The organism is Tateyamaria rhodophyticola, assembly GCF_047777875.1.
GTDB lineage: Bacteria > Pseudomonadota > Alphaproteobacteria > Rhodobacterales > Rhodobacteraceae > Tateyamaria.
In genome coordinates this window covers 438,900-461,533 of sequence record NZ_CP180519.1, presented here as the reverse complement: position 1 = coordinate 461,533, position 22,634 = coordinate 438,900, and the positions used below count along the sequence as shown (strand labels likewise).

Here is a 22,634-nt window from a genome sequence, read left to right as displayed (position 1 = left end):
TCAGCTCGCTGGCGTCAGGATGTCTTTGGCCGTGAGGCCGGTCGCGCGCGGGGCATCCCATGGATGGCCGTTTTCCACAAGATCGAACGTGCCACCCGTGCCGACGAGGGTTGTGGGTGCCGGGCGCGGGTGGGCGCACCCCTTGGCGCAGCCCGAGACGTGCAGCCCCTTGGGGTAATGCGGCGCGAGGGCGCGGGCGAGGCTGCGCGTGTCCACGGTGGCGACAGCACAAGCGGGGGCACCGGGGCAGGCGTGCACATGCAACAAGGGATCGTTGTCCGTCGCGATGAAGTCCGGGCTGTCGGTCGGCATGGCGTTTTCAAGGAGGAACAACCGCCACGGGGTGAGCCGCAGCGCGCGGGCCGCGCTGTCATGGATCAGTCGGGCGAGGGCCTCTGCGTTGAGGCTGCCAAAGGGCGCACCCCACACGGTGCCCTTGGCGTGGGGTCCCGGGCGCAAACGGCGCGCTGGAGCGGCGGGCAATGCGGCGGACCATTCTGCGGGCGGCGGCGTTGTGGCCACGTGTCGCGACATCCGTTTTGCGGCGATGCCGCCGGTGTTCACAAACCAGGTGGCCATTTCGATCAACGCTGGCATGGCCGCGGTTTCGTCGATGCAGCGCCCCCGGCTGACGCCATCGGCGCGCAATATCAGCGCGCCATCGGAGGTTCGTTCGAACCGGAAATCCGCAGGCGCGTTCTGGAGCATGGGCGCGGGGCCGGTGTCTATGGCGATGCCGACCTTGGCTGGCATGGACGGGATGTCGTGGAGTGCTTCGACAAGGGCCGCGTGCAGGCGTGTGGTCATATCGCCTGGTGCCCATGTGGGCGTCACCATGACGTTGCGCCGCGCCTCGGTTTCGGCATCCTCGTCGATTAGGTTCAGAGCGGCCAGTTCCGACATGAGGGCCGGGTGGTCTGCTTCTGCGACGCCGCGCAGTTGCAGGTTCGCGCGGCTGGTCAGGTCGATGATGCCGTTGCCGAAGCGTTGCGACAGGGCGCAGAGGCCGACGGTTTGCGCGGCTTCCAGACGGCCAAGGCGGGGGCGTATGCGCACCAGCAGCCCGTCGCCGGACATCATTGGCGTATGCGCGCCGGGGCACCAGCCTTTGACGGTCATTGCGCGGCCTCAAGTGCTGCGCGGATGGAGTTGCGGCGGGTGTGCCAGAGGCCTGCCGCATCCAATGCTGCGAACTGATCCTGCATGGCTTGGTACGCGCCGGGGTTGGCGTCTTGGAGGAAGGCTGCGACCTGCGCGTCGCCCAAGGTCGCGTCGTGATAGGCGTCAAAAAGGTGTGGGCCAACAACGCCCGCCAGATGCGCAAAGGACGCCATGTGGTCGAGGGTGGCGGCAATTTCGGCCCCGCCGCGGAAGCCGTGGCGCATCATGCCGCGCAGCCAGTCCGGTTGCGTGGCGCGGGCCTGCACGACGCGGGCGATCTCTTCGGGCAGGGTGCGGGCGCGGGGGCGGTCGGGTTGCGTGGTATCGAGGTGATACAGGGACGCCTTGCCACCCGTGACGGCTTGCGCAGCGGCAAAGCCAGCCTCGTGCGCGGCGTAGTCCGAAGCCAGCAAGACGTCGGTTTCGGGGAGGTCTTGCAGGTGGACGAAGCTGTCGGCCTGCGCGACGCGTTCCCGGATACCGGCCTCATCCTTTGTCGTCTTGGTGCCGTCGAGGGCGTAGGCGGATGCAGCCAGCCAAGCGTTGCCTGCGGCCGTGCGGGCCTCGTCGGTGAAGGTTTCGATGTCTGTGCCCATGCCAAGGCCGAAGCTGCCGGGGGCGGGGCCGTAGACGCGGGCCGTGGCGGCGTGGCCTGCGTAGGGGTTCCAGTCGGGGGCTTCGTCGCGGGCCGACAGCGCGCGGACGGCTTGGGAGAACAAGGCCGAGAGCGTTGGGAACACGTCGCGGAAGAGGCCGGAGACGCGTAAGGTCACGTCGATGCGGGGGCGGTCGAGGTCGGTGATGGGCAGCACTTCGATACCCGAGACGCGTTCGGAGCCTTGGTCCCAGACGGGTTTCACGCCCAAGAGGTGGAGCGCCATGGCGAATTCCTCGCCTGCTGTCCGCATGGTGGCGGAGCCCCAGAGGTCGACGATCAGACCGCGGGGCCAATCGCCTTCTTCTTGCAGGTGGCGGCGGACGAGTTCTTCGGCCAGTTTCACGCCTTGGGCGTAGGCCGCGCGGGTGGGCACAGATCGTGGATCGGTGGTGTAGAGGTTGCGGCCCGTCGGCAGCACGTCGCGCCGCCCGCGATGGGGGGAGCCGGAGGGGCCGCCGGGGATGCGTTTGCCGTTCAGGGCGTCGATCAGGGCGGTGCGTTCGGTGTCGGCACCTTGGCCCCAGATGTGGAGGCCGTCGCCAAACTGGCTTTCCTTGATGTCGCAGACAAAGCGGTCGATGCGGGTGATGGCCTCGGCTGAGCACGATGCACGGTCGAGGCCGAGGTCGTTTTCGACGCCGATGGCTTGGGCCTCAGTTCGGATGTCCTCCTGCAGCCGGTCGCGGCGCTTGGGGTCAAGGCCGTCGGCGTTGGAAAACTCGTCAAGCAGGGTTTCGAGCCGGACAAAGCGGTCCGGCGTGGCGCTGTCCTTCATCGGGGGCGGCAGGTGGCCGAGGGTGACGGCTCCGATGCGGCGCTTGGCTTGTGCCGCCTCGCCGGGGTCATTGACGATGAAGGGATAGATGACGGGCAGTGTGCCGGTCAGCGCTTCGGGCCAGCATTCGTGCGACAGCGCCACGGATTTGCCGGGCAGCCATTCGAGCGTGCCGTGCGCGCCGATATGGATCAGCGCTTGGGTCTGGGATTGGAGCCAGAGGTAGAAGGCAACATAGGCGTGGCGCGGGGTGCGCGACAGGTCGTGGTAATCGTCGTCGCGCTGCTTTGGGTTCCCGCGTTCGGGTTGCAGGGCGATGAGGACGTTGCCGCGCCGGGTTGCGGGGAAGTGGAAATGGCCTGCGATGGTGTCCGCCTCGGGATCGCCCCATGCGGTGGCAAGGTCGGCTTGCAGGGACTGGGGTAGGGTCGCGAGTGCGGCCTTGTAGTCCGCGAGCGGCCAGCGGATGGTTTCGGTTTCCAGCGCTTGGGTAATGGGCGCGGGGTCGGTGGCGTGGCCTGCGTCCTGCAGGTCGGACAGGATCGCCTCTGCCGAAGCCAGCGCGTCGAGGCCGACGGCGTGGGCCATGTTCCAGTCTTTGCCCGGATAGGTGCTGAGGATCAGCGCGAGGGTCCGGTCTGGCGCAGGTGTGGCGGCGAGGGTGGTCCACGCCTGCACCCGGTCGGCGACGGCGTCGATGCGCGCCATGTCCGCCGCATGGGCATAGCGGGCGAATTGCAGGGCGTCGTCGCGGGGTTGTGGTTCCTTGAAAGAGGCGACCCCTGCGAAAAGGCGGCCATCGACCTCGGGCAGGACGACGTGCATGGCGAGGTCGGTGGGCGACAGGCCGCGCTCGGCCTCTTCCCAAGCGTCGCGTGTCGAGGTGGCCAACGCGATCTGGAACACTGGCACGTCGCCCGCGTCGAGGGGGGACGTGCCATTTGAACCGATGCCGGAGAAGGCGGTGGCGTTGACGATGGCGGCGGGTTTCAGATGCGTGATCTGGCGGGCCATCCATGTGGCGGGTTCGGGGGCTTTGAGCGACGGGGCAAAGAGGCCAAGGACGCGGAATCCGCGTTGGCGCAGTGCCTTGAACGTGGCTTCGATGGGCGCGAGGTCGGCGGCAGCGAGGTAGGCGCGGTAGAAGGTGACGATGATCAGCGGCTTGTCGTCAGCGGCTTGGATCAGTGGGCAGGCGACGCCGTCTTCGGGGGTCCACGCGCCGACGGTCGGAAGGGCTTTGGAGCCTTTGACCGGACCTGCATAAAGGCCCGAGGCGAGGGCCATTTGCGCCAGCGCCGCTTGCGCGGCCACCGCGCCGCCGGTGTCACAGAGATGGGCGAGGCGGCGGAGGGTGGAGACGGGGAGAGTGGAGACTTCGTCCAGCCGAGGGTCGGGGCGGCCATCGGCGGGCAGGACGGCGAGCGCGATTCCTTTTGCGCGGCAGAGGGCTTCGACTTGTTGCAAGCCATAGGCCCAGTAAGGCACGCCGCCGATGAGGCGGATCAGGATGCCCGTGGCCCCTTGCAGCGTCTGTTCGATATATGTGTCGACGGAGAGCGGATGCTTGAGGCCCACGAGGTTGCCGAGCCGCACGGTCGGCAGCTTGCCATCGGCCCGGTGATACGCCGCCGCAAACGCCCCGAGGTCGCTGTCCGAGAAGGACAGCACCACCAGATCTGCGGGCGTCTGCCCCAGATCGGTGGGTGTCTCGGTCTCTTCGAGCCCGTGGCTTTCGCGGAAGACGACGTGCATCTTGGGGCCTGTTTACTACTCAGCGGCTGCCGGAACATCTGTCAGCGCGGCGCGGATCGCTGCTGCATTCACGTCGTCATGTTCGGCAATCACGACCAAACGGCCTTGGCGCGCCTCATTTGCGGCCCACGGGCGGTCGTATTGATGCCGGACACGGGCGCCCACGGCTTGCACCAGCAGGCGCATGGGTTTGCCGGTGACGGCGGCGTAGCCTTTGACCCGCAGGATGTTTTGCGCTTTTGCCATCGCTTCGATCCGGGCGACGAGGTCTGTGGGGTCGTCCACTTCGGGGATGTCGATGATGACGGATTCGAAGTCGTCATGTTCGTGGTCGTCGTGCCCGTCATGGTGGCTGGGCCGCGCGTCCATGTCGTCTTCGGCGGCGGCCTCAAGCCCGAGGATCACGCGGGGGTCCACGGCGCCTTCGGCCACTTCGACGACCGGCAGGGGGCGGGGCGCTTCGGCTTCGATGATAGCTTTGGCCTTGGCGATGCCGTCGGGGCCAGCGAGGTCCGGTTTGGTCAGCAGGATGATGTCTGCGCAGCTGATCTGGTCCTCGAACACCTCGGACAGCGGGGTTTCGTGGTCGAGGCTGTCATCGGCTTCGCGCTGCGCATCGACTGCTGCGACATCCGGGGCAAAGCGGCCCGCGGCGACGGCTTCGGCATCGGCCAGCGCGATCACGCCGTCCACGGTGATGCGGCTGCGGATGTCGGGCCAGTCGAAAGCCTTGAGCAGGGGTTTCGGGAGGGCCAAACCGCTTGTCTCGATGAGGATGTGCTCGGGCTGTGGGTCCAGCGCCATCAGCGCCTCGATCGTGGGGATGAAATCATCGGCGACTGTGCAGCAGATGCAGCCGTTGGCGAGTTCCATGATGTTTTCGGCGGGGCAGTCGGGGATGGCGCAGGATTTGAGAATGTCGCCATCGACGCCCACGTCGCCAAACTCGTTGACCACCACGGCGAGGCGTTTCCCTTGCGGGTTCTGCATCAGGTGGCGGACGAGGGTGGTTTTACCCGAGCCGAGAAAGCCGGTGATGACGGTGACGGGGACTTTATTCAGGTTGGCCATATCAGAACTCCTGCGGGGGGATGCGGGCGATGCAGTTTTTGCGGAAATGTTCGGGGCGGTCGCGCCAGGGGACAAGGCCGTCGGCGGTGGCGGCGTATTTGGAGACACCTTCGACCACCATATCGGCGTCGCGGTCTTCCATGAGGTTGCCGTAGACATAGGTCCAACGGCTCGCCCCCCCGCGCACCGCGACGGAACAGCCCGAGGAGCAGTTGGACAGGCATTCGACGGCTTTGAGCGTCACGCCCTCGGGCATGGTGCGGTTGGCCAGTTCGGCATGGAGCGCCTCGCCGGGGCGGGTGCCTCCTTCGGGCACCTCAAGCTCGCGGCGGCATTTCACGCAGACCAGAAGCTCTACGGGGGGCAAATCGGCCATATCATTTCCCTGTCGGGGACGGCATGGCAGATGGCGGGCGGCAATTGCCGTGTGGTCCCGACACCCGGAACACCCCGCCCGGTTTCGTCACGTGCGCTGGCAGGTCTCCCGGCTTGCGGATTTCGAGCGGTTGCTCTTCGGCCACCCTGCCTTCCCGGCAAAGCCAGTGGCGTGGGGGGACCTCTCCGGTCACGGTCGCGGGGGCGGCTGCGTTATCAAGGATTTTCAAAAAAACCCCCGAGCGGCATTCCCTTTTCACCCAAAGCGCGCTTTGGGCACCAGCAAACCCGTAGTGCGCGCGGTCCAGAACAGAGTCAAGCGTGAACGGAATGGAGCTTGCGCATCGTATTGGCTAGGCTCGGGCATGACGGAGGGTCATATGCGCAAACCGGTTGTCGTGTGGGATTTCGATGGGGTGCTGAATGCCAATATCGTGGCGGGCCGTTTCGTGTGGGCGGACCGGTTGCAGCAGGATTGGGGCATCGACCTGACCGATCTGGCGGGGCACCTGTTTCATCCCGACCGGATCGGCGGGATCATGCGGGGGCACACGGACCTGCGCGCGGCGTTGCAGGCGTGGCTGTCGCAGGCAGGGCATGATGTGGATGCGGATGCGTTCCTGGCCTATTGGTTTGCGCGGGACGCGCTGCCGGACGCGGATGTGGTTGCGGAACTGCGTCGGCCTGACCTGTGCCACGTGATTGGCACCAACAATGAGGCCCGGCGCGCGGCCTATATTGAAACGGAGATGGGGTTTGGCGCGCGTGTCGCGCACATCTTTGCCTCTGGCCGCATGGGCTGCGCCAAACCCGACGCCGCGTTTTTCGAACAGATCGAGGCGTGGAGCGGCGCAGAGCGACACGCACTAATCGACGATACCGCGCGCAATATCGACGCGGCAGCAAGGCGGGGCTGGCGGGTCTTTCACTTTACCGATGCCACACGCGACGGCTTGCCCGATTTTCTGGACAGTTTGACCTGAGCGCCCAAAGCCTCTGGCGCAGGCCTGCGTTCCGTGGCACGAAAAGCCGCGCAATCCCGGAGGGCCCCATGGACGACATCACCGCACGCCACAACGCCAAGATGAAAAAGATCAAGGCCGCCCGCGACAAGATGATGGAAACCAAGACCGAGGAAAAAGGTCTGATCATGATCCATACCGGGCCGGGCAAGGGCAAATCATCGTCGGGGTTCGGGATGATCATGCGCTGCATTGCGCATGGGATGCCCTGCGCCGTGGTGCAGTTCATCAAGGGCAATTGGGACACGGGCGAAAAGACGTTTCTGCGCGCGCGCTTTGCAGATGAGTGCCGGTTTTTTGTGTCGGGCGAGGGCTTTACCTGGGAAACGCAAGACCGCGAGCGGGACATTGCGGCGGCTGAGAACGGCTGGCGCATTGCCAAAGAACAGATCTTGGACCCCGAAGTTCAGTTCGTCCTGCTGGACGAGATCAACATCGCGCTGCGCTATGATTACCTCGACATCGACGAGGTGGTTGATTTCCTGATGAACGAAAAACCCGCGATGACGCACGTGGTCCTGACCGGGCGCAACGCCAAGCCCGAGTTGATCGAGGCGGCCGATCTGGTGACGGAGATGACGCTGGTCAAACATCCGTTCAAGGATCTGGGCGTCAAGGCACAGAAAGGTGTCGAGTTCTGAGCCATTTTTACGGCATTCCGGAGGTCCGATGATCATCGCCCATGCACCGGCAGGCTACATGCTGGCCTGCATCTGTGACCGGCCGTTTGACCGGGATCAGGTGGTGTTCTGGAGCATTCTTGCGGGGTCCGTGGCACCCGATCTGGACATGTTACGATTTGTCTTTCTCGACGGCGGTGCGGTGCATCATCATTCCTACTTCACGCATGATCCGACGGTCTGGGCTGGGGTGCTGACCCTTGGATTTGTTGCGACATCGCGGGTCCTGATTGGCGTTGGGCTGGGCGCGCTCTTGCATATGGTTCTGGACACAATTGTCGGTGCGGTATCGTGGGGGTGGGGCGATCTGTCGGTTTCCGGCCCGCTCATCACGGTGCCCGCAACACAGAGCCATTGGGTGCTGTCGTTTCTGTTGCACTGGACGATGTTGATCGAATTGGTGATCTGCGCAGGGGCGGCCCGCATGTACTGGCTGCGCCGAAAGGCGCGTGCAGCATGACGGCGCTGATGCTTCAGGGCACGGGCTCGAACGTGGGCAAGTCGATGCTGGTGGCGGGGCTGTGCCGGGCCGCTGTCAAACGGGGGCTGTCGGTGGCGCCGTTCAAGCCGCAGAACATGTCCAACAACGCCGCTGTTACGTCGGATGGGGGTGAGATCGGGCGCGCGCAGGCGTTGCAGGCGCTGGCCTGCGGATTGGCGCCGCACACGGACATGAACCCTGTGCTGCTCAAACCCGAGACCGAAGTGGGCTCTCAGGTGGTGGTGCAGGGTCAGCGCGTGGCCACCGTAAAGGCGCGCGACTATGCAGCGCTGAAGCCCACTTTGATGGCGCCCGTGCTGGACAGCTTTGGGCGGCTCAAAGCCAGCCACGATCTGGTGCTGGTCGAAGGGGCGGGCAGCCCGGCGGAGGTCAATCTGCGCGCTGGTGACATCGCCAATATGGGGTTCGCGCGGGCGTCGGACACGCCTGTGGTGCTGGTGGGGGACATCGACCGGGGCGGGGTCATCGCACAGGTTGTCGGCACGCAGGAGGTGATCGATCCCAAGGATGCCGCCATGATCCGGGGGTTCATCATCAACCGGTTTCGCGGCGATCCGCGCCTGTTCGATGATGGCTATGCGCTGATCACGGATCACACCGGGTGGCGCGGGTTCGGCGTGGTGCCGTGGTTTGCCGATGCCTGGAAACTGCCCGCCGAAGATGCGTTGGACATCCGCACACCGGGGCGGGATGCGGGCCTGCATATCGTGTGCCTCAAGTTGAGCCGGATCGCCAATTTCGACGACATGGACCCGCTGGCGCAGGAGCCGGGTGTGCGGGTCACGATGCTGGAGGCCGGGCAGGCGGTGCCCGGCGATGCTGATGTCGTGGTGATCCCGGGCAGCAAGTCCACGCGCGGCGATCTGGCATTCTTGCGCGCGCAAGGCTGGGACGTGGACATTGCGGCGCATATGCGTCGGGGCGGGCATGTGCTGGGCATTTGCGGCGGGTATCAGATGCTGGGCCACGTGGTGGAGGATCCGGAGGGGATCGAGGGCGCGGCAGGCACGGCGCAGGGGCTTGGCCTGCTGGATGTGTCGACCGTGATGACGGGCGACAAGCGCCTGACCGAAACACGCGCCGTGCATGTGGGCACGGGCGCTGCGATGCAGGGTTATGAGATGCACAAGGGCGTCACCACCGGCCCGGACCGTGCGCGTCCCTTTGCCCAAGTGGACGGTGTGGACGAAGGCGCAGTCAGTGCGGATGGCCGGATAGAGGCGAGTTACCTGCACGGGATTTTCCGCGATGATGCGTTCCGGCACGCCTGGCTTGCCCGGTTCGACGTGCAGGGGCAGGTGGCCTATGCGCAGGATGTGGAAGCGACGCTGGACGCGCTGGCCGATCATCTCGAGGCGCATCTGGATGTGGGCGCAGTTTTGGCTTGCGCGCGCTGAGGGCACGGGCGACGCTGCGCCATGCCTCATATCACGCTTGAATACTCCGCCAATCTCGAAGACCAGATAGACATCGCGGCGCTGTGCGTCGCCTTGCGGGATGCCGCCGTAGCTTGTGGTGTCTTTCCGCCCGCAGGCATCCGGGTGCGGGCCTTTGCAGCGACCCATGTGGTGATTGCGGATGGCGATCCGGGCCACGGGTTTATCGACATCGCGGTGCGCATCGGGGCGGGCCGGGATGCGGAGACGCAGGCGCGCGCCGCCGACGCCGTTTTTGCCGCCGCGGAGGCGTTCACCGCGGATCACATGGCGCAGGCGCCCTTCATGCTGTCGCTGGAGCTGCGCGAAGCCGCAGCAGCCACCAGCCGCAAGACCAGCTCCATCCGCCGCTTCCTGCCGCCCGAGATGCATTGAGGCTGGACCCTGCGCGTCGATTGCGGAACGATGGCCGGAGCCCATGAAGTGGACCCGCGCATGACCACCCCCTGCATCATCTGTGTCGCCATCACCGGATCCGTGCCGCGCAAGGCCGACAACCCGGCGGTGCCGATCAGCATTTCGGAACAGATCGAAAGCACCCATGCCGCGTTCGAGGCGGGGGCCAGCATCTGCCACGCCCATGTGCGCAACGACGACGAAAGCCCAAGCTCTGATCCCGCCCGCTTTGCTGCGTTGAAGGAAGGGGTGGAGAAACACTGCCCCGGTATGATCATCCAGCTGTCGACCGGGGGCCGGTCCGGCGCGGGCAAGGAACGTGGCGGCATGCTCCCGTTGCGCCCGGATATGGCGTCGCTGTCGGTGGGTTCGAACAACTTTCCCACGCGCGTCTACGAGAACCCGCCCGACCTTGTGGCGTGGCTGGCGTCGGAAATGCGGGCCTATGATGTGAAGCCCGAGATCGAGGCCTTTGACCTCAGCCACATCCTGCGCGCCGCAGAGATGCACGCCGCGGGCGAGATCATCGATACGCCCTATGTGCAGTTTGTGATGGGCGTGAAAAATGCGATGCCCGCCGATCGGCATGTGTTTGATTTCTATGTGCAAACGGTGGAGCGCCTGTTTCCCCGCGCACCGTGGTGTGCGGCAGGGATCGGGCGCAATCAGATCGTGTTGAACGAATGGGCCGTGGCCGCCGGTGGGCATGCGCGCACCGGCCTTGAGGACAATGTACGGCTTGACCGGGACACGCTGGCCCCATCGAACGCGGCGCTCGTGGCGCGCTTGGCTGATATCTGTGCCCGCCATGACCGGCCCGTCGCCACCCCGGCGCAGGCGCGCGCCATTCTGGGGCTCCGCGCCGCCTGATCGCTGCGCCCTGCGGCTGGACAAGGTGCGGCAATCCCGGCACGGTGCACCGGCATCAGGGAGAACATCACATGGACATGACCTTTGGCCTGCGGCCCGAAACGCGCACCCTGCTGGACCGGGTGGCGGCGATGATCCGGGATGAGGTGATGCCCGTTGAGGAGGAATACGCCGCCGAGGTGCCAAAGGAAGACCGCTGGACCTACACCGCGCGGCAGGCGGACATCCTCGAAGGTCTCAAGGCCAAGGCCAAGGCGGCGGGGCTGTGGAACTTCTGGCTGACCGACAGCGAGCGTGGCTTTGGCCTCTCCACGGTGGAATACGCGCATTTCGCCGAAGAGATGGGCAAGACACCGCTTGGGGCCGAGGTGTTCAACTGCTCCGCGCCCGACACGGGCAACATGGAGGTGTTCGAACGCTATGGCACGCCACAGATGAAGTCCGATTGGCTGGCCCCGCTGCTCGAAGGCGAGATCCGGTCGGCCTACCTGATGACAGAGCCGGACGTGGCCTCGTCCGATGCCACGAATATCTCGATGTCCTGCGTGCGGGACGGCGATGATTATGTGCTCAACGGTGAGAAGTACTGGGCCTCTGGCGCAGGGGACCCGCGCTGCAAGGTGTATATCGTGATGGTGCGCACCGGGGACGCTGACGCGCCCAAGCACAAGCGCCATTCCATGATTGTCGTGCCTGCGGACACGCCCGGCATCGAAGTGCTGCGTCCGATGATGGTGTATGGCCATGACGACGCGCCCCATGGTCATATGCATATCCGGTTCACGGATGCGCGGGTGCCTGCGGAAAACATCCTTTTGGGCGAGGGGCGCGGGTTCGAGATTGCCCAAGGACGCCTTGGGCCCGGCCGCATCCACCACTGCATGCGCGCCATTGGTCAGGCCGAGGCGGCCCTTGAGCTGATGTGCAAGCGCAGCCTGTCCAAGGAGGCGTTCGGCAAGCCGCTGGCACAGCTGGGGGCGAATTACGACATCATCGCCGAATGCCGGATGGAGATCGAGATGGCGCGGCTTTTGTGCCTCAAGGCTGCGTGGATGATGGATCAGGGTGATGCGCGCGCCGCCGCCCCGTGGATCAGCCAGATCAAGGTGATCGCGCCGCGCGTGTCGCTCAAGGTGATTGACGAGGCCGTGCAGATGCATGGTGGTCAGGGGATCAGCCAGGACACGCCGTTGGCCAATGCCTGGACGCATCAAAGGACCTTGCGGTTGGCTGACGGGCCGGATGCGGTACACCGTCGTCAGGTCGCGCGGGCCGAGTTGAAGAAATACACGCAGACGCCGGTTTAGGCGGGCGTCGTTTTCTGCCGCTGTATGGGGCCAAAATGACTTGCGCGGCGGGGCGGCTTTCTGGCCTACTTGCGATCATGAAAGACATGGCCACTGATCCTTTGCCCTTGCGCGCGCCGCAGGACGTGATGCGTCTGAGCCGGATGGGCGTGATGATGCCCACACGGCTCAGCTTTCTGCGGGTGCTGGTCCGGCGGCTGTGTCAGGAACAGGCGCAGATCACCCGCCTGCATTGGCAGGTCTGCGACGATGGTTACGGCACCGCCGTGCATGCCGTGCGTCTGGGCGGGCGTGACTATGCGCTTGTGTCGGTGTCGCGCCCGCTGGATCCGGAGGCGCGCAGCGACCGGGTGATTGCCACCGCGTGGGACGCGGCCTTTGTGCTCTTTGACGGCATCCCGGATCAGGATGACATTGACCGGATTGCGGCGCAGGCCCCCTTGCAGGAGGCGGGCCGGTTCGGGCCGCGCGATCTGGTGCTGAGCCGGGCGAACAAGTCCGTGCGGATGTGGACCGAAACGGTCGAGGCGTTGCGGGCGGGCGGTCAGCCGTCACCGGAACGGATCGTTGAAATCGGATATCTGATGCGGACCACGGCCGTGTATGGCAACGGCAAGTTCGGGATCGCGGACCGCCACCTGATCGCGGATCGGCCCGAGCTGTCCGGTGCGTTTGCCGCCGAGATGCTGACCGTGTTCCTGATCCGCCAATTCACGCTCGATCTGGTGCAGCATGTGGGGCAGGGCACGCTCGACCGCAATCTGGCGCGCCATTTCGGCGTAGGCAACGCCACCGGGCTTGGCATGGCGCCGTTCCTGGTCACGCATCCTGTGCTGCTGAACAACTGGATGGTGTCACGCGAAACCGCGTTGGCGCGGGTGCGTGCGGTGGCTGAAATCCCGCAGGCCACGCGCGACCGGGCACAGGCCTTGGCACGCCGCGCTGCGGCACATCTGGCGGATTGGCACGTGCCGTCCCCCGAGGATGAGGCGGACCTGCGCACGCTCGAGGCGGAGTGGGCGGCGTTCCTCCCGGTGTTCGAGGCGATGCCAACGGACGCACCCTATGACCGGATCTGGGCCGCCGCCGAACGGGGCAGCGTGGCCTTGCAGGAACTCGTGATTGCCCTCCTGCTCGAACTGCACCCCGAACGGGTCGACGGGTTGGCCGAATGCATGTTGGACCCGTTCGGCCCGCGCCCGCAGCCCTTCGCCGGGACCGACGCCCTGCGTGCTGCGATTGCGCGTGACTGGGCCTGGGCGCTGGATGTGGATTTCGCGGCTGAGGACGCGTGTCGCCGGTTCTGGTACATCAGCGCGGACAAGCTGGAACCCCGCCTCGGCGACCGGTTTGCGGAACATGGTGCGGAGTGTGAGACGCCGCTGGACATCGCGCGGCGCGTCGCCGCAGCCTATGCCGATCTGCCTGCCGAGGACCAACCGGTCAGCGCATTTCTGCGCGCGTGCCCGGCGCATAAATACGCCGTGGACCGGGTTGCGATCCTTGCCGCGCAGCCCTTTTCCGAGATCCGCGACAACCTGATTGCGACGACGTGCCGCCCCATTGATATGCTCAGATGCAAGCTCAGCTTCTTTGGTGCGACGAAGTTTGACCCTAAATCAGACCTATGGACCCGCATCACCCTGGCGCAAGGCGCGCCCTTGGGGGATGAGTTAACGAAGGACATGGATGATTGGTGGTTGCCCGTTCTGACGACATGAGCCGATCCTGGACCGAGGTGCAGGCGGTTGCGACCCGTGCGGCGGCAGGGGCGGGCGTGCCTGCGGCGCAATCGCTGGCCTTTGGGGCGATGTTGACCCGTCATCTGGCCGATGGCGGGGCAGAGGCGCCGCTGCATGCGGCGCTGGATGATCCCGACCGGATCGTGACCCTCGCCCAACGTGTCGAAGAGGTGATCGAGCGTGCCTCGATTACGCAGCGCCCCGTGAAATCCGTCGAAGCCTGCGCCGGGCAGCGCGCGCTTCTGGTCAGCTGGCTTTTTGGCTTGCCGTGCCTTGCAGCGGTTGAGGTGACAGGCGACACGGTGCTGGCCGCGCTGGATCTGTCATCGCCCAGCACGCGGGAGCGTCCCGACCGCCTGAGCATCAGCCCGGCCCTGCACGATGCCCTGACGGACTATGCCGCAAAGACCTATGTGCCCGACAGCGAGGCATCACGGACCATGGGGGCCGGCGCGGGTCTCATGGACACGGATTAACCCGCAGCAAACGGATCCTCATCGTAGCCAACACCGGCAAGGTACAGACCGTCCGGCGGGCAGACCGGTCCGCAGGCGGCCCGTTCCCGCGCCGCGAGCGCATCCGATACGTCCTGCGCGGTCCATGCGCCTGCGCCCACCCGTTCGAGCGTGCCCACAAAGCTGCGCACCTGATTGTGCAGGAATGATCGTGCGCGCACGTCAAACCGCACCTCCGGCCCGTGCACACCCTGTTCCAGTGTCACGTTCAGCCGGTCCAGCGTCTTGACCGGGCTTGCCGCCTGGCAAATCGAGGACCGGAACGTGGTAAAGTCGTGATGCCCCACCAGCCGTTGCGCGGCGTCGTGCATCGCCGCAACGTCGAGCGGATTGTTCACACGCCAGACGAGCCCGCGCAGATGCGTCACCGGCGCGCGCCGCATCAGGATGCGGAACATGTACCGCCGTTCGGTCGCTGAAAACCGCGCGTGCCAGTCATCCGACACCTGCGCGCAGGCGACAATGGCCACCGGGTGCGGCTTCAGGTGGTGGTTCAGCGCCTCGGACAGGCGGAACGGGTCCCAGTCCTTGACCATATCGCAATGCGCCACCTGTCCCAGCCCGTGCACGCCCGTGTCCGTGCGTCCGGCGGCGGCGATGGTGTGGGCGCGCGGCTCGAGCCGGGCCAGCGCGTCTTCGATCGCGCCCTGTACCGACGGCTGATCCGCCTGCCGTTGCCAGCCGGCAAAAGGCGCACCGTTATATTCGACTTTGAGAGCGTAGCGTGGCATGGGCGCGTGCCTAGCGCGGTGGCGCGCGCGCTGCAATGGTACTGGCAGCGGTGCCGCGCCGCCCTTATGTTGCGTTGCAAGGACGAAGGAAAGGCCGCAGCGTGGTTCTGACGACACTTGCCGATGGGCTGATGAACACGGCGCAGGGCATCTATGACACCGGCGCGGATCTGGTGGGCACGCCCACGATCCGGTTGGGTGTGACGGGCCTTGCGCGGTCGGGCAAGACGGTGTTCATCACATCGCTTGTGGCCAACCTGCTGGACCGGGGGCGGATGCCGCACCTGTTGGCGGCAAGCCAGGGACGGGTGCAGGCGGCCTATTTGCAACCGCAGCCCAACGACACGATCCCCCGCTTTGATTACGAGGCCCACAAGGCGTCGCTGTTTGGCACGCCGCCCGAATGGCCCGACAGCACACGGTCGGTTAGCGAATTGCGCCTCTCACTCAAGGTGCAGCCCGCGGGGTTGTTGGCCGGGTTGCAGGGGCCACGCACGCTGAACCTCGATATCATCGACTATCCCGGGGAATGGCTTCTGGATCTGGGCCTTCTGGATCAGAGCTATGATGACTGGTCGGCCACGGCGCTGACCCGTGCACAGGCACGGGACGAGGGGCAGGCATACGCCGCTTTGGCGGCGCAGTCCGACGGGGCGGCACGGCTGGACGAGGTCGCGGCCAAGGCGCTTGCGGCCAGCTTTACCGCCTACCTCGGGGCGGCGCGGGCGGCGGGGTTCTATGACTGTACGCCGGGGCGGTTCCTGCTGCCCGGTGATCTGGCCGGATCGCCGGTCCTGACCTTTGCGCCGCTGCCGCCCGGAGATGCGCCGCGCCGGTCCCTGCGCCGCGAGATGGCGCGCCGGTTCGAGGCCTACAAGGCGCAGGTCGTGCGCCCGTTCTTTCGCGATCACTTTGCCCGGATCGACCGGCAGGTCGTGCTGGTTGATGCGCTTGGCGCGATCCATTCGGGCCCCGCGGCGGTTGAGGACATGCGCCAGGGTATGGCGGACATCCTTGGTGCGTTCCGCCCCGGTCGCAACGCTTTCCTGACCCAGCTGTTCCGGGGCCGCCGGGTGGAAAAGATCCTTTTTGCCGCGACCAAGGCCGACCATGTCCATCACAGCCAGCACGCCCGCCTGACCGCCATCATGGAGGCGCTGACCCGCGAGGCGCGCGACCGCGCGCGCTTTGCCGGGGCCGAAACGCAGGCGCTGGCGCTCGCGGCCCTGCGCGCCACGACCGAAGACACGATGACCCATGAGGGTGAGGCGCTTGACGTGGTGCGCGGCACGCTTCTCGATACCGGCAAGCAGGCGGCGTTCTATCCCGGCGCGTTGCCCGAAGACCCGGTCCATATCCTGACACCGGGCCAGACCGGCGCGCGCGACTGGCTGGAGGCGGATTACGGCGTGATGCGTTTTGCACCTGCGCCAATGACGTTGCGCCCCGGAGACGGTCCGCCCCATATCCGCCTTGATCAGGCGGCGCAGTTCCTGATCGGAGACCGGCTGTGACTGTCCTGACCCTGCGCGCGGCGCAGCCCACCGATGCGGGCGCCACGGGTGCGATCCTGTCGGCCTTTGCCGAAGGCACGCGCTGGATGCCGCGCCTACACACCCGCGCCGAAACCATCAGCTTTACCGGCAGCATGATCGAACGCGGCTGGGTCGAGGTGGCGGAACAGGACGGGCAGGTACTGGGCTTCATCGCGCGTGATGGTGCGGATGTGCACGCGCTTTATGTTGCGCCGGACAGGTGCGGATGCGGCATCGGCGCGGCGCTGTTGCACAGGGCGCAAGACGCGGTGGACCGGCTGAACCTCTGGACGTTCGAGGCCAATACCGGCGCGCAACGGTTCTATGCCCGGCATGGCTTTTCCGAGGTGCGGCGCACGGATGGCGACAACGAAGAGGGTTTGCCCGACATCCTGCTCCGCTGGCAAAAAGAGGGGCAGCTATGACCAAAGGCCCGGTTCTGTTCGATCTTGAGGACACCGATGCGGCACCCCCGGTGACAGACGCACCGCCGGTGCCCGACCCGGTGCCGTCCGTGCCGCAAGGCGCCGCGATGCAGGCGGTGACGCAGGTGGCCAGCCGCCCGCCCTCACGGCTTGCGCGGTGGTTCTGGGCCATTGCGGGGACGCTGTTCATTGCGGTGCTGAGCACGGCGGCTTGGGATTATGTGAATGGCTGGATCGCGCGGCAACCTGTTGTGGGGTGGGCGCTGACCGGGCTTTTTGCTGCGATGTGCCTGGTGCTGCTGGTGCTGGCGTTGCGCGAGTTGGCGGCCTTGCGGCGTCTGGCGCGGATTGACGGGCTGCGGCGGGCGGCGGCGGATGCGGTTGTGGCCGATGATCTCGCAGGGGCGCGGGGGGTCGTCGACCGGCTCAACGCGCTCTATCAGGCGCGGCCCGAGACCGAATGGGGCCGCGCGCGCGTGGCCGAGTTGCGCGGCGATCAGCTGGATGCCGCGGCGCTTCTGGCGCTGGCCGACCGCGAGATGATCACGCCGCTGGATGCGCTGGCCGAACGCGAGGTGGAGGCCGCAGCCCGGCAGGTGGCCACCGTCACGGCGCTCGTGCCGCTTGCACTCGCGGATGTGATCGCGGCGCTGACGGCGAACCTGCGCATGATCCGCCGCATTGCCGAGGTCTATGGCGGGCGCGGCGGCACGCTGGGCAGTTGGCGGCTGACCCGTGCGGTGATGACCCATCTGGTCGCGACAGGTGCCGTGGCCGTGGGCGATGACATGCTTGAGCCGATCCTGGGCGGGTCGATCCTCGGCAAGCTGTCGCGGCGCTTTGGCGAAGGGTTGGTGAACGGTGCGCTGACCGCGCGTGTCGGCGTTGCCGCGATGGAGGTGTGCCGTCCGCTGCCATTTGCACCCGGCGCGCGTCCCAAAGCGCGCCGACTGGTGAAACAGGCGCTTGGCGGTCTATTTCAGTCCTCAACCCCATCCCAACTCAAAGACACGTCAGGATAACCGCTCATGGAAACCTTTGCCGCCGACCTGCAATCCATGGTGCGCACGCCCCTGACCGACGACCACGTGGCCGCGATGCGGCGCGTGGGGCACCTTGTGTCGCTCAAGGCCGGGGACGTGTTTCAGGAGGCGGGCGCGCCGATCACGGAATTCCATTATCTGCTGAAGGGCGAGACTGAGGCCGTGAGCAGCGGCACCGGCCAACGCTATGGCGGGGCGACGCTGGGTCCGGGGCAGTTCTTTGGCGAACTGGCGTTTCTGACCGGCGGACATGCCTTCATGAGCGGGCGCGCGGTTCAGGACAGCGAGCTGCTCTGCGTCAAGCGCGAAGACATGTTACAGCTGATGTCGGACATCCCCGAGATGTCGGATATCATCATCACCGTCTTTGCGGCGCGCCGCAGGCGCATGGTTGAGGTGGACGAGGCGAGCCTGACGCTGATCGGGGCTGAGGTTGACCGCGATATCCGCCGCATTGCCAGTTTCGCCGCGCGCAACCGCATCCCCTTTGCAGAGATCGAGATTGAAAGCGCCGAAGGTGATGCGCTGGCGGAACAATGCCGGATCGACCGGGCGCATCCGGCCGTGATTTTTGCCAAACACCATGTGATCCACCCGCCGACCCCGCGCGGGGTGGCGCGTGCGCTTGGCCTCGACGTGGCGCTGCGCAAGGAAGACGTGTTTGACGTGGCCATTGTGGGTGGCGGTCCTGCGGGCGTTGCGGCGGGTGTCTATGCGGGGGCCGAAGGGCTGTGTGCCGTTGTGCTCGAAGACCTCGCCGTGGGCGGGCAGGCCGGCACCTCCAGCCGGATCGAGAATTACATGGGCTTTCCCACCGGCATTTCCGGCGGTGACCTTGTGGGCCGGGGCGAAGTGCAGGCGATGAAGTTCGGGACCCGCTTTGCCATGCCGGTGCGGGCGCAAGAGCTCATGCAATGCGAGAAAAAGCTGTTCCATGTGCGCCTTGATACGGACGACTGGGTGTCGGCCAAGGCGCTGATCGTGGCCACGGGCGTGCAATACCGGCAATTGCCGCTGGACCGGTTGGCCGATTTCGAAGGGGCGGGCGTGTACTATGCCGCGACGGATGTCGAGGCGCGCTATTGCAAGGAGGCAGAGGTCGCGATCATCGGCGGTGGCAATTCGGCGGGACAGGCGGCGATGTTCCTCGCCCGCCATGCCAGGCACGTGCACGTGCTGGTCCGGGGGCCGTCGCTGGCCAGCTCCATGTCCGATTATCTGCTGCAACGGCTTGAGAGCCATCCGCGCATCACCATCCACACACAGACACGGGTCACCGCGCTGCACGGGGAGAATACGCTGGAGCAGATCACCGTCCGCGACAGCGCGTCCGGTCAGGACTGGACGCTGCCCACGCCTGCGCTTTTCATCATGGTGGGGGCCGCCCCCAACACCGAATGGCTGTCCGGGTTGGTGACGCTCGATGACAACGGCTTTGTGCCGACGGGCCGCGACGCGGGCGGGCGGACAGCCTATGAGACATCGCGGCACGGGATATATGCCGTGGGCGACGTGCGCGCGGGATCGGTCAAGCGGGTGGCAAGTGCCGTGGGCGAGGGGTCCGTTGTGATGTCTGCCGTGTGGAACCACATCAACGAATGAGGCGGCAGGGCGCGCCACCTCTGGCGCGTCACGCCACCCAAAGCATCGCCGCCCCATGGGCGGCCCACCGCGCAAAGGTCTGGAAAACCGTTCTTTTCGCCGCTTGCCCCTTGGCATAGGCTGCGGAGGCACAGGTGAGGTGAGGGGTGCGGCATGGAAGGGCTTTTGGTTCTGTTGGGGCTCGTCGTGTTGGCGATCCCGGTTGCGGTCCTCTACCTGCTGATCAGCCACAGCGGACTGAAGGGCCGCGTCGCAGCGCTTGAACGCGAAATTGCATCGCTGCAAGCCGATGGTCGCAGCGCCGCTGCGACAGACGCGAAACCCTCCCCGCCCAAGCCTACGCCCGATCGCTCACCTGCGCCGAAACGGGCGGAACCGGCGGCGGCCAAGGTCATCGCCGCACGCAAGGCCGCGGCCAGCACGCCCGCAAAGCCGCCCGAACCCGTGGGACCGGGCCTGCCGGAACGGGTGTTCAAATGGGTCGCTGCGAACTGGTTTTACGTGGTGTCGGCGCTGTCACTGGCGCTGGCGGGCCTGTTTCTGGTGCAATACGGGGTCGAGAACGGATATCTGCCACCCACCGCGCGCGTCCTTGCGGCACTGGCCTTTGGTGCGGCCCTTATCGCGGGCGGAGAGGTCATTCGGCGGCGGTTCGGTGACACAACGGATGTTACCACTGCCTATTTGCCGTCCGTGTTTTCCGGCGCGGGACTTGTGTCGCTTTTTGGCGGGGTCACGGCTGCGCGCCTGCTCTATGACCTGATCGGGGTCGAGGTGGCCTTTGGCGGGTTGGCCATTGTCGGGCTGATCGGTGTGGTTCTGGGGTGGTTCAATGGACCGCTTCTGGCGGCGGTGGGGGTGATCGGCGCATTCGCCGCGCCGCTGTTTGTCGGCAGCGATGTGCCTGCAACTCCATGGCTTTATGTGTATTTCGCTGTCGTTGCAGCGGTGGGGCTGGCGATTGACACGGTGCGGCGATGGGCGTGGGTGTCCGTGCTGAGCGTGGTGTTGGGCTTTGGCATGGGGGCGTTGACCTTTGCGGGCGGCGTGCCGGGGGTGCTTGGGCTTGGGTTCCAGCTCTTTGCCGTGGGTCTGGCCGTTCTGGCCGTTCTGATCCCGGCACGGTCGGTCTGGCCGGACCATCCGGTGCCGACGCTGGCGCAGGCCGCGGTGGCGCGGGCGCAGGTCCGGCCCGTGTTCCCGACTATGCTGGCGGCGGGTGCGGTACTGGCCGCGTGTCTTGGCGTGGGTTGGGTCGCCCAGGAGGTGGCAGGCGCGTTCTGGTCCGCGACCGTCCTCTATACCGCGCTGATCGTGGCGCTGGCGCTGTGGTCGGTCCGGGGACCGGGCCTGCAGGATCTGGCAGTGATGCCATTCGTGGGTCTTTTGGCCATCGTTGCGATGCAAGGGCTGGATCAGGGGCCGGTCTGGCGCGGGTTTGCCGATGCCTATGCCGAAACATCGGAGGCCGATTTTCCGTTGGCGGTGACGGTGCTGTGGGGTGTCGGGCTGGCGCTGAGCGCTGTGGCGGCGTGGCGAGGATTGCGCCCCGGCATGGGGGTGGCCTGGGCCATTGCGGCCGCGTTGGCGGCACCGGCCATGGCCATCGTGCTCGAGGTGACGTGGCGCCCGGGCGAGACCATCGGGGCCTATGCCTGGGCGCTGCATGGCATTGTGATTGCCGCCGTGATGGTTGCGTTTGCCGCGCGGTTTGCAAGGGCCGACGGCGATGACCGGTTGCGGGTGTCGGTCTTTGTGCTGGCGGCGCTGGCCGCGATCACCTTTGCGCTGGTGCTGATCCTGTCCTCTGCCGCGCTGACCGTTGCGCTGGCGGTGACGGTGGTGGCGGCGGCCGCGCTCGATCGGCAGTTCCGCCTGCCGCTCATGCAGGTGTTTATCACCATCGGGGTGGTCGCCGTTGGCGCGCGGTTGATTGCCAATCCGGGGCTTTTCTGGGCCATTGATGATGCGGCGATCTGGGAAGTGCTGCTGGCCTATGGCGGGGCGTTGGCGGCTTTTGTCGCGGCACTTGTGCTGTTGCGTGGGATGCCACGGATGACGGCGCAGGTGATGCTGGACACGGCGGCGTGGTCCACGGGTGGTGTGCTGGTGTCGCTGCTTTTGATGCGCTTTCTGGATGACGTCATTGCAGGCCCTGGGGTCGAGGCGCATTGGGCCATGGGCCTCTATGCGACGATCTGGTTGATCCTGACGATCACACAGTTGATCCGGCTCGACCGTCTCGGGGGGATCATGGCCATCGTCCGCGGGACGTTGGCGGTTGGGTTTGGGCTCGTGGCGGCGTTGGCGCTGGCTCTGGGCCTGTCGGTGTTCAATCCGCTCTTGAGCAGTTGGGGTGGGCGCGTCGTCGGGCCGCTCCTGATCAACACGCTGATGGTGGCGTATCTGCTGCCTGCGCTGGTGCTGGGGGCCGGCGCGATGCGGCTGTCCCGCTGGGTGCTGCGCGCGGTGCTATTAGTACTGGCGGGTGCGCTTGGTGTGTTCTGGGCCTTTGTCGCGCTGCGGCATGTCTGGCAGGGGTCATCGACGATGGAGCTGCGCCACGGCTTTATGCAGCCGGAACTCTGGAGCTACACGCTGGCCTTGCTGCTGGCCGGGGCTGTCGTGTTCTATCAATCGCTGGCGCGCGGATCTGCCGTGTTGCGGCGCGCGGGCCTTGTTGTGATCGGCGCTGCGGTGGCAAAGGTGTTTCTGATTGACATATCCGGGCTGGAGGGATTGACCCGGGTTCTGAGCCTGATGGTTCTGGGCCTGTCCCTGGCCGGGTTGGCCTGGCTCAACCGCTGGGCCCAGACCCGGGCCGCTGCAGATTGAGCGCGCGGTGCGCGCACGTGATGTTTTGCATCTGCGTCCCGCAGCTGCGTTTGGCGAGGCGCTGCCTCGCGCTCCGTGGTATTTTTGGCCAGAAGAAACTGGGGTCTTGTGAGGGGGCGGGGGCCTGCCTATAACCGCGCTCATGATGCACATGATCATCATTCTGCGAATTATATCCCCGGCGCTCTGATAGACCTT

At 66.1% G+C, this 22,634-nt stretch carries 19 protein-coding genes and 1 riboswitch; of the genes, 14 read left to right on the top strand and 5 right to left on the bottom strand.

Annotated features, from left to right (window positions below; all coding sequences use genetic code 11):
• From cobG to ACERHN_RS03575, 4 genes are read right to left on the bottom strand one after another with little or no spacing between them, the layout of a single operon-like run.
• Nucleotides 1-1,119 carry a precorrin-3B synthase gene (cobG, locus tag ACERHN_RS03590; RefSeq protein ID WP_415921277.1) on the bottom strand — a complete coding sequence of 373 codons (1,119 nt, stop codon included), beginning with the start codon at nt 1,117-1,119 and terminating at the stop codon, nt 1-3.
• The gene (cobN, locus tag ACERHN_RS03585; RefSeq protein WP_415921276.1) at nt 1,116-4,349 is read right to left on the bottom strand and encodes a cobaltochelatase subunit CobN; all 3,234 of its coding nucleotides are present in this window, start codon (nt 4,347-4,349) and stop codon (nt 1,116-1,118) included. The genes cobG and cobN overlap by 4 nt, the downstream gene beginning before the upstream one ends.
• Before the next feature lie 15 nt (nt 4,350-4,364).
• On the bottom strand, nt 4,365-5,420 hold the full coding sequence (gene cobW, locus ACERHN_RS03580; RefSeq protein ID WP_415921275.1) for a cobalamin biosynthesis protein CobW: 1,056 nt from the start codon (nt 5,418-5,420) through the stop codon (nt 4,365-4,367).
• A 1-nt stretch (nt 5,421) separates the two neighbouring features.
• On the bottom strand, nt 5,422-5,796 hold the full coding sequence (locus ACERHN_RS03575) for a DUF1636 family protein (protein ID WP_415921274.1): 375 nt from the start codon (nt 5,794-5,796) through the stop codon (nt 5,422-5,424).
• A gap of 80 nt (nt 5,797-5,876) precedes the next feature.
• A riboswitch (cobalamin riboswitch) is annotated at nt 5,877-6,094 on the bottom strand.
• Nucleotides 6,095-6,175: 81 nt separating this feature from the next.
• On the opposite strand from ACERHN_RS03575, the gene ACERHN_RS03570 reads away from it, so the two are divergent.
• The 9 genes from ACERHN_RS03570 (at nt 6,176) to ACERHN_RS03530 (ending at nt 14,226) form a co-directional block, all read left to right on the top strand.
• The gene (locus tag ACERHN_RS03570; protein WP_415921273.1) at nt 6,176-6,778 is read left to right on the top strand and encodes an HAD family hydrolase; all 603 of its coding nucleotides are present in this window, start codon (nt 6,176-6,178) and stop codon (nt 6,776-6,778) included.
• 68 nt (nt 6,779-6,846) lie between these two features.
• A complete protein-coding gene (gene cobO, locus ACERHN_RS03565; protein ID WP_415921272.1) occupies nt 6,847-7,458 on the top strand; it encodes a cob(I)yrinic acid a,c-diamide adenosyltransferase in 612 nt (203 codons plus the stop codon).
• Nucleotides 7,459-7,486: 28 nt separating this feature from the next.
• Nucleotides 7,487-7,957: a metal-dependent hydrolase gene (locus ACERHN_RS03560; RefSeq protein WP_415921271.1), complete on the top strand. Its 471-nt coding sequence runs from the start codon at nt 7,487-7,489 to the stop codon at nt 7,955-7,957.
• Nucleotides 7,954-9,396: a cobyric acid synthase gene (locus ACERHN_RS03555; RefSeq protein ID WP_415921270.1), complete on the top strand. Its 1,443-nt coding sequence runs from the start codon at nt 7,954-7,956 to the stop codon at nt 9,394-9,396. Before ACERHN_RS03560 ends, ACERHN_RS03555 begins: the two co-directional genes overlap by 4 nt.
• Nucleotides 9,397-9,417: 21 nt before the next feature.
• Complete coding sequence (locus ACERHN_RS03550) at nt 9,418-9,810, top strand: 5-carboxymethyl-2-hydroxymuconate isomerase (RefSeq protein ID WP_415921269.1); 393 nt, start codon at nt 9,418-9,420, stop codon at nt 9,808-9,810.
• 60 nt (nt 9,811-9,870) lie between these two features.
• Nucleotides 9,871-10,701, top strand: a complete 831-nt coding sequence (locus tag ACERHN_RS03545) for a 3-keto-5-aminohexanoate cleavage protein (RefSeq protein ID WP_415921268.1) — start codon at nt 9,871-9,873, stop codon at nt 10,699-10,701.
• Nucleotides 10,702-10,772: 71 nt separating this feature from the next.
• Nucleotides 10,773-12,008, top strand: a complete 1,236-nt coding sequence (locus ACERHN_RS03540) for an acyl-CoA dehydrogenase family protein (protein WP_415921267.1) — start codon at nt 10,773-10,775, stop codon at nt 12,006-12,008.
• Nucleotides 12,009-12,085: 77 nt separating this feature from the next.
• Entirely contained in the window at nt 12,086-13,729 is a 1,644-nt protein-coding gene (locus ACERHN_RS03535) for a hypothetical protein (RefSeq protein WP_415921266.1), read from the top strand.
• Entirely contained in the window at nt 13,726-14,226 is a 501-nt protein-coding gene (locus ACERHN_RS03530; RefSeq protein WP_415921265.1) for a hypothetical protein, read from the top strand. The genes ACERHN_RS03535 and ACERHN_RS03530 overlap by 4 nt, the downstream gene beginning before the upstream one ends.
• On the opposite strand, the gene truA is transcribed toward ACERHN_RS03530, so the two are convergent.
• Nucleotides 14,223-14,996, bottom strand: coding sequence for a tRNA pseudouridine(38-40) synthase TruA (gene truA / locus ACERHN_RS03525; RefSeq protein WP_415921264.1), 774 nt, complete (start codon nt 14,994-14,996; stop codon nt 14,223-14,225). The genes ACERHN_RS03530 and truA overlap by 4 nt on opposite strands.
• A 101-nt stretch (nt 14,997-15,097) precedes the next feature.
• Between truA and ACERHN_RS03520 the strand changes: the two genes are divergently transcribed.
• The 5 genes from ACERHN_RS03520 (at nt 15,098) to ACERHN_RS03500 (ending at nt 22,436) form a co-directional block, all read left to right on the top strand.
• On the top strand, nt 15,098-16,510 hold the full coding sequence (locus ACERHN_RS03520) for a YcjX family protein (protein WP_415921263.1): 1,413 nt from the start codon (nt 15,098-15,100) through the stop codon (nt 16,508-16,510).
• Nucleotides 16,507-16,956 (top strand): GNAT family N-acetyltransferase, encoded by a 450-nt coding sequence (locus ACERHN_RS03515; protein WP_415921262.1) that lies wholly within the window; start codon nt 16,507-16,509, stop codon nt 16,954-16,956. Before ACERHN_RS03520 ends, ACERHN_RS03515 begins: the two co-directional genes overlap by 4 nt.
• Nucleotides 16,953-17,978, top strand: coding sequence for a YcjF family protein (locus tag ACERHN_RS03510; protein ID WP_415921261.1), 1,026 nt, complete (start codon nt 16,953-16,955; stop codon nt 17,976-17,978). The genes ACERHN_RS03515 and ACERHN_RS03510 overlap by 4 nt, the downstream gene beginning before the upstream one ends.
• Before the next feature lie 6 nt (nt 17,979-17,984).
• Nucleotides 17,985-19,601 carry an FAD-dependent oxidoreductase gene (locus ACERHN_RS03505; RefSeq protein WP_415921260.1) on the top strand — a complete coding sequence of 539 codons (1,617 nt, stop codon included), beginning with the start codon at nt 17,985-17,987 and terminating at the stop codon, nt 19,599-19,601.
• Nucleotides 19,602-19,754: 153 nt separating this feature from the next.
• Nucleotides 19,755-22,436: a DUF2339 domain-containing protein gene (locus ACERHN_RS03500; RefSeq protein ID WP_415921259.1), complete on the top strand. Its 2,682-nt coding sequence runs from the start codon at nt 19,755-19,757 to the stop codon at nt 22,434-22,436.
• Nucleotides 22,437-22,634 lie beyond the last annotated feature (198 nt).

Excerpts from the sequence above, each read along its gene's own strand:
- cobG (WP_415921277.1), bottom strand. The coding sequence starts at position 1,119 with ATGACCGTCAAAGGCTGGTGCCCCGGCGCGCATACGCCAATGATGTCC.
- cobN (WP_415921276.1), bottom strand. The coding sequence starts at position 4,349 with ATGCACGTCGTCTTCCGCGAAAGCCACGGGCTCGAAGAGACCGAGACA.
- cobW (WP_415921275.1), bottom strand. The coding sequence starts at position 5,420 with ATGGCCAACCTGAATAAAGTCCCCGTCACCGTCATCACCGGCTTTCTC.
- ACERHN_RS03575 (WP_415921274.1), bottom strand. The coding sequence starts at position 5,796 with ATGGCCGATTTGCCCCCCGTAGAGCTTCTGGTCTGCGTGAAATGCCGC.
- ACERHN_RS03570 (WP_415921273.1), top strand. The coding sequence starts at position 6,176 with ATGCGCAAACCGGTTGTCGTGTGGGATTTCGATGGGGTGCTGAATGCC.
- cobO (WP_415921272.1), top strand. The coding sequence starts at position 6,847 with ATGGACGACATCACCGCACGCCACAACGCCAAGATGAAAAAGATCAAG.
- ACERHN_RS03560 (WP_415921271.1), top strand. The coding sequence starts at position 7,487 with ATGATCATCGCCCATGCACCGGCAGGCTACATGCTGGCCTGCATCTGT.
- ACERHN_RS03555 (WP_415921270.1), top strand. The coding sequence starts at position 7,954 with ATGACGGCGCTGATGCTTCAGGGCACGGGCTCGAACGTGGGCAAGTCG.
- ACERHN_RS03550 (WP_415921269.1), top strand. The coding sequence starts at position 9,418 with ATGCCTCATATCACGCTTGAATACTCCGCCAATCTCGAAGACCAGATA.
- ACERHN_RS03545 (WP_415921268.1), top strand. The coding sequence starts at position 9,871 with ATGACCACCCCCTGCATCATCTGTGTCGCCATCACCGGATCCGTGCCG.
- ACERHN_RS03540 (WP_415921267.1), top strand. The coding sequence starts at position 10,773 with ATGGACATGACCTTTGGCCTGCGGCCCGAAACGCGCACCCTGCTGGAC.
- ACERHN_RS03535 (WP_415921266.1), top strand. The coding sequence starts at position 12,086 with ATGAAAGACATGGCCACTGATCCTTTGCCCTTGCGCGCGCCGCAGGAC.
- ACERHN_RS03530 (WP_415921265.1), top strand. The coding sequence starts at position 13,726 with ATGAGCCGATCCTGGACCGAGGTGCAGGCGGTTGCGACCCGTGCGGCG.
- truA (WP_415921264.1), bottom strand. The coding sequence starts at position 14,996 with ATGCCACGCTACGCTCTCAAAGTCGAATATAACGGTGCGCCTTTTGCC.
- ACERHN_RS03510 (WP_415921261.1), top strand. The coding sequence starts at position 16,953 with ATGACCAAAGGCCCGGTTCTGTTCGATCTTGAGGACACCGATGCGGCA.
- ACERHN_RS03505 (WP_415921260.1), top strand. The coding sequence starts at position 17,985 with ATGGAAACCTTTGCCGCCGACCTGCAATCCATGGTGCGCACGCCCCTG.
- ACERHN_RS03500 (WP_415921259.1), top strand. The coding sequence starts at position 19,755 with ATGGAAGGGCTTTTGGTTCTGTTGGGGCTCGTCGTGTTGGCGATCCCG.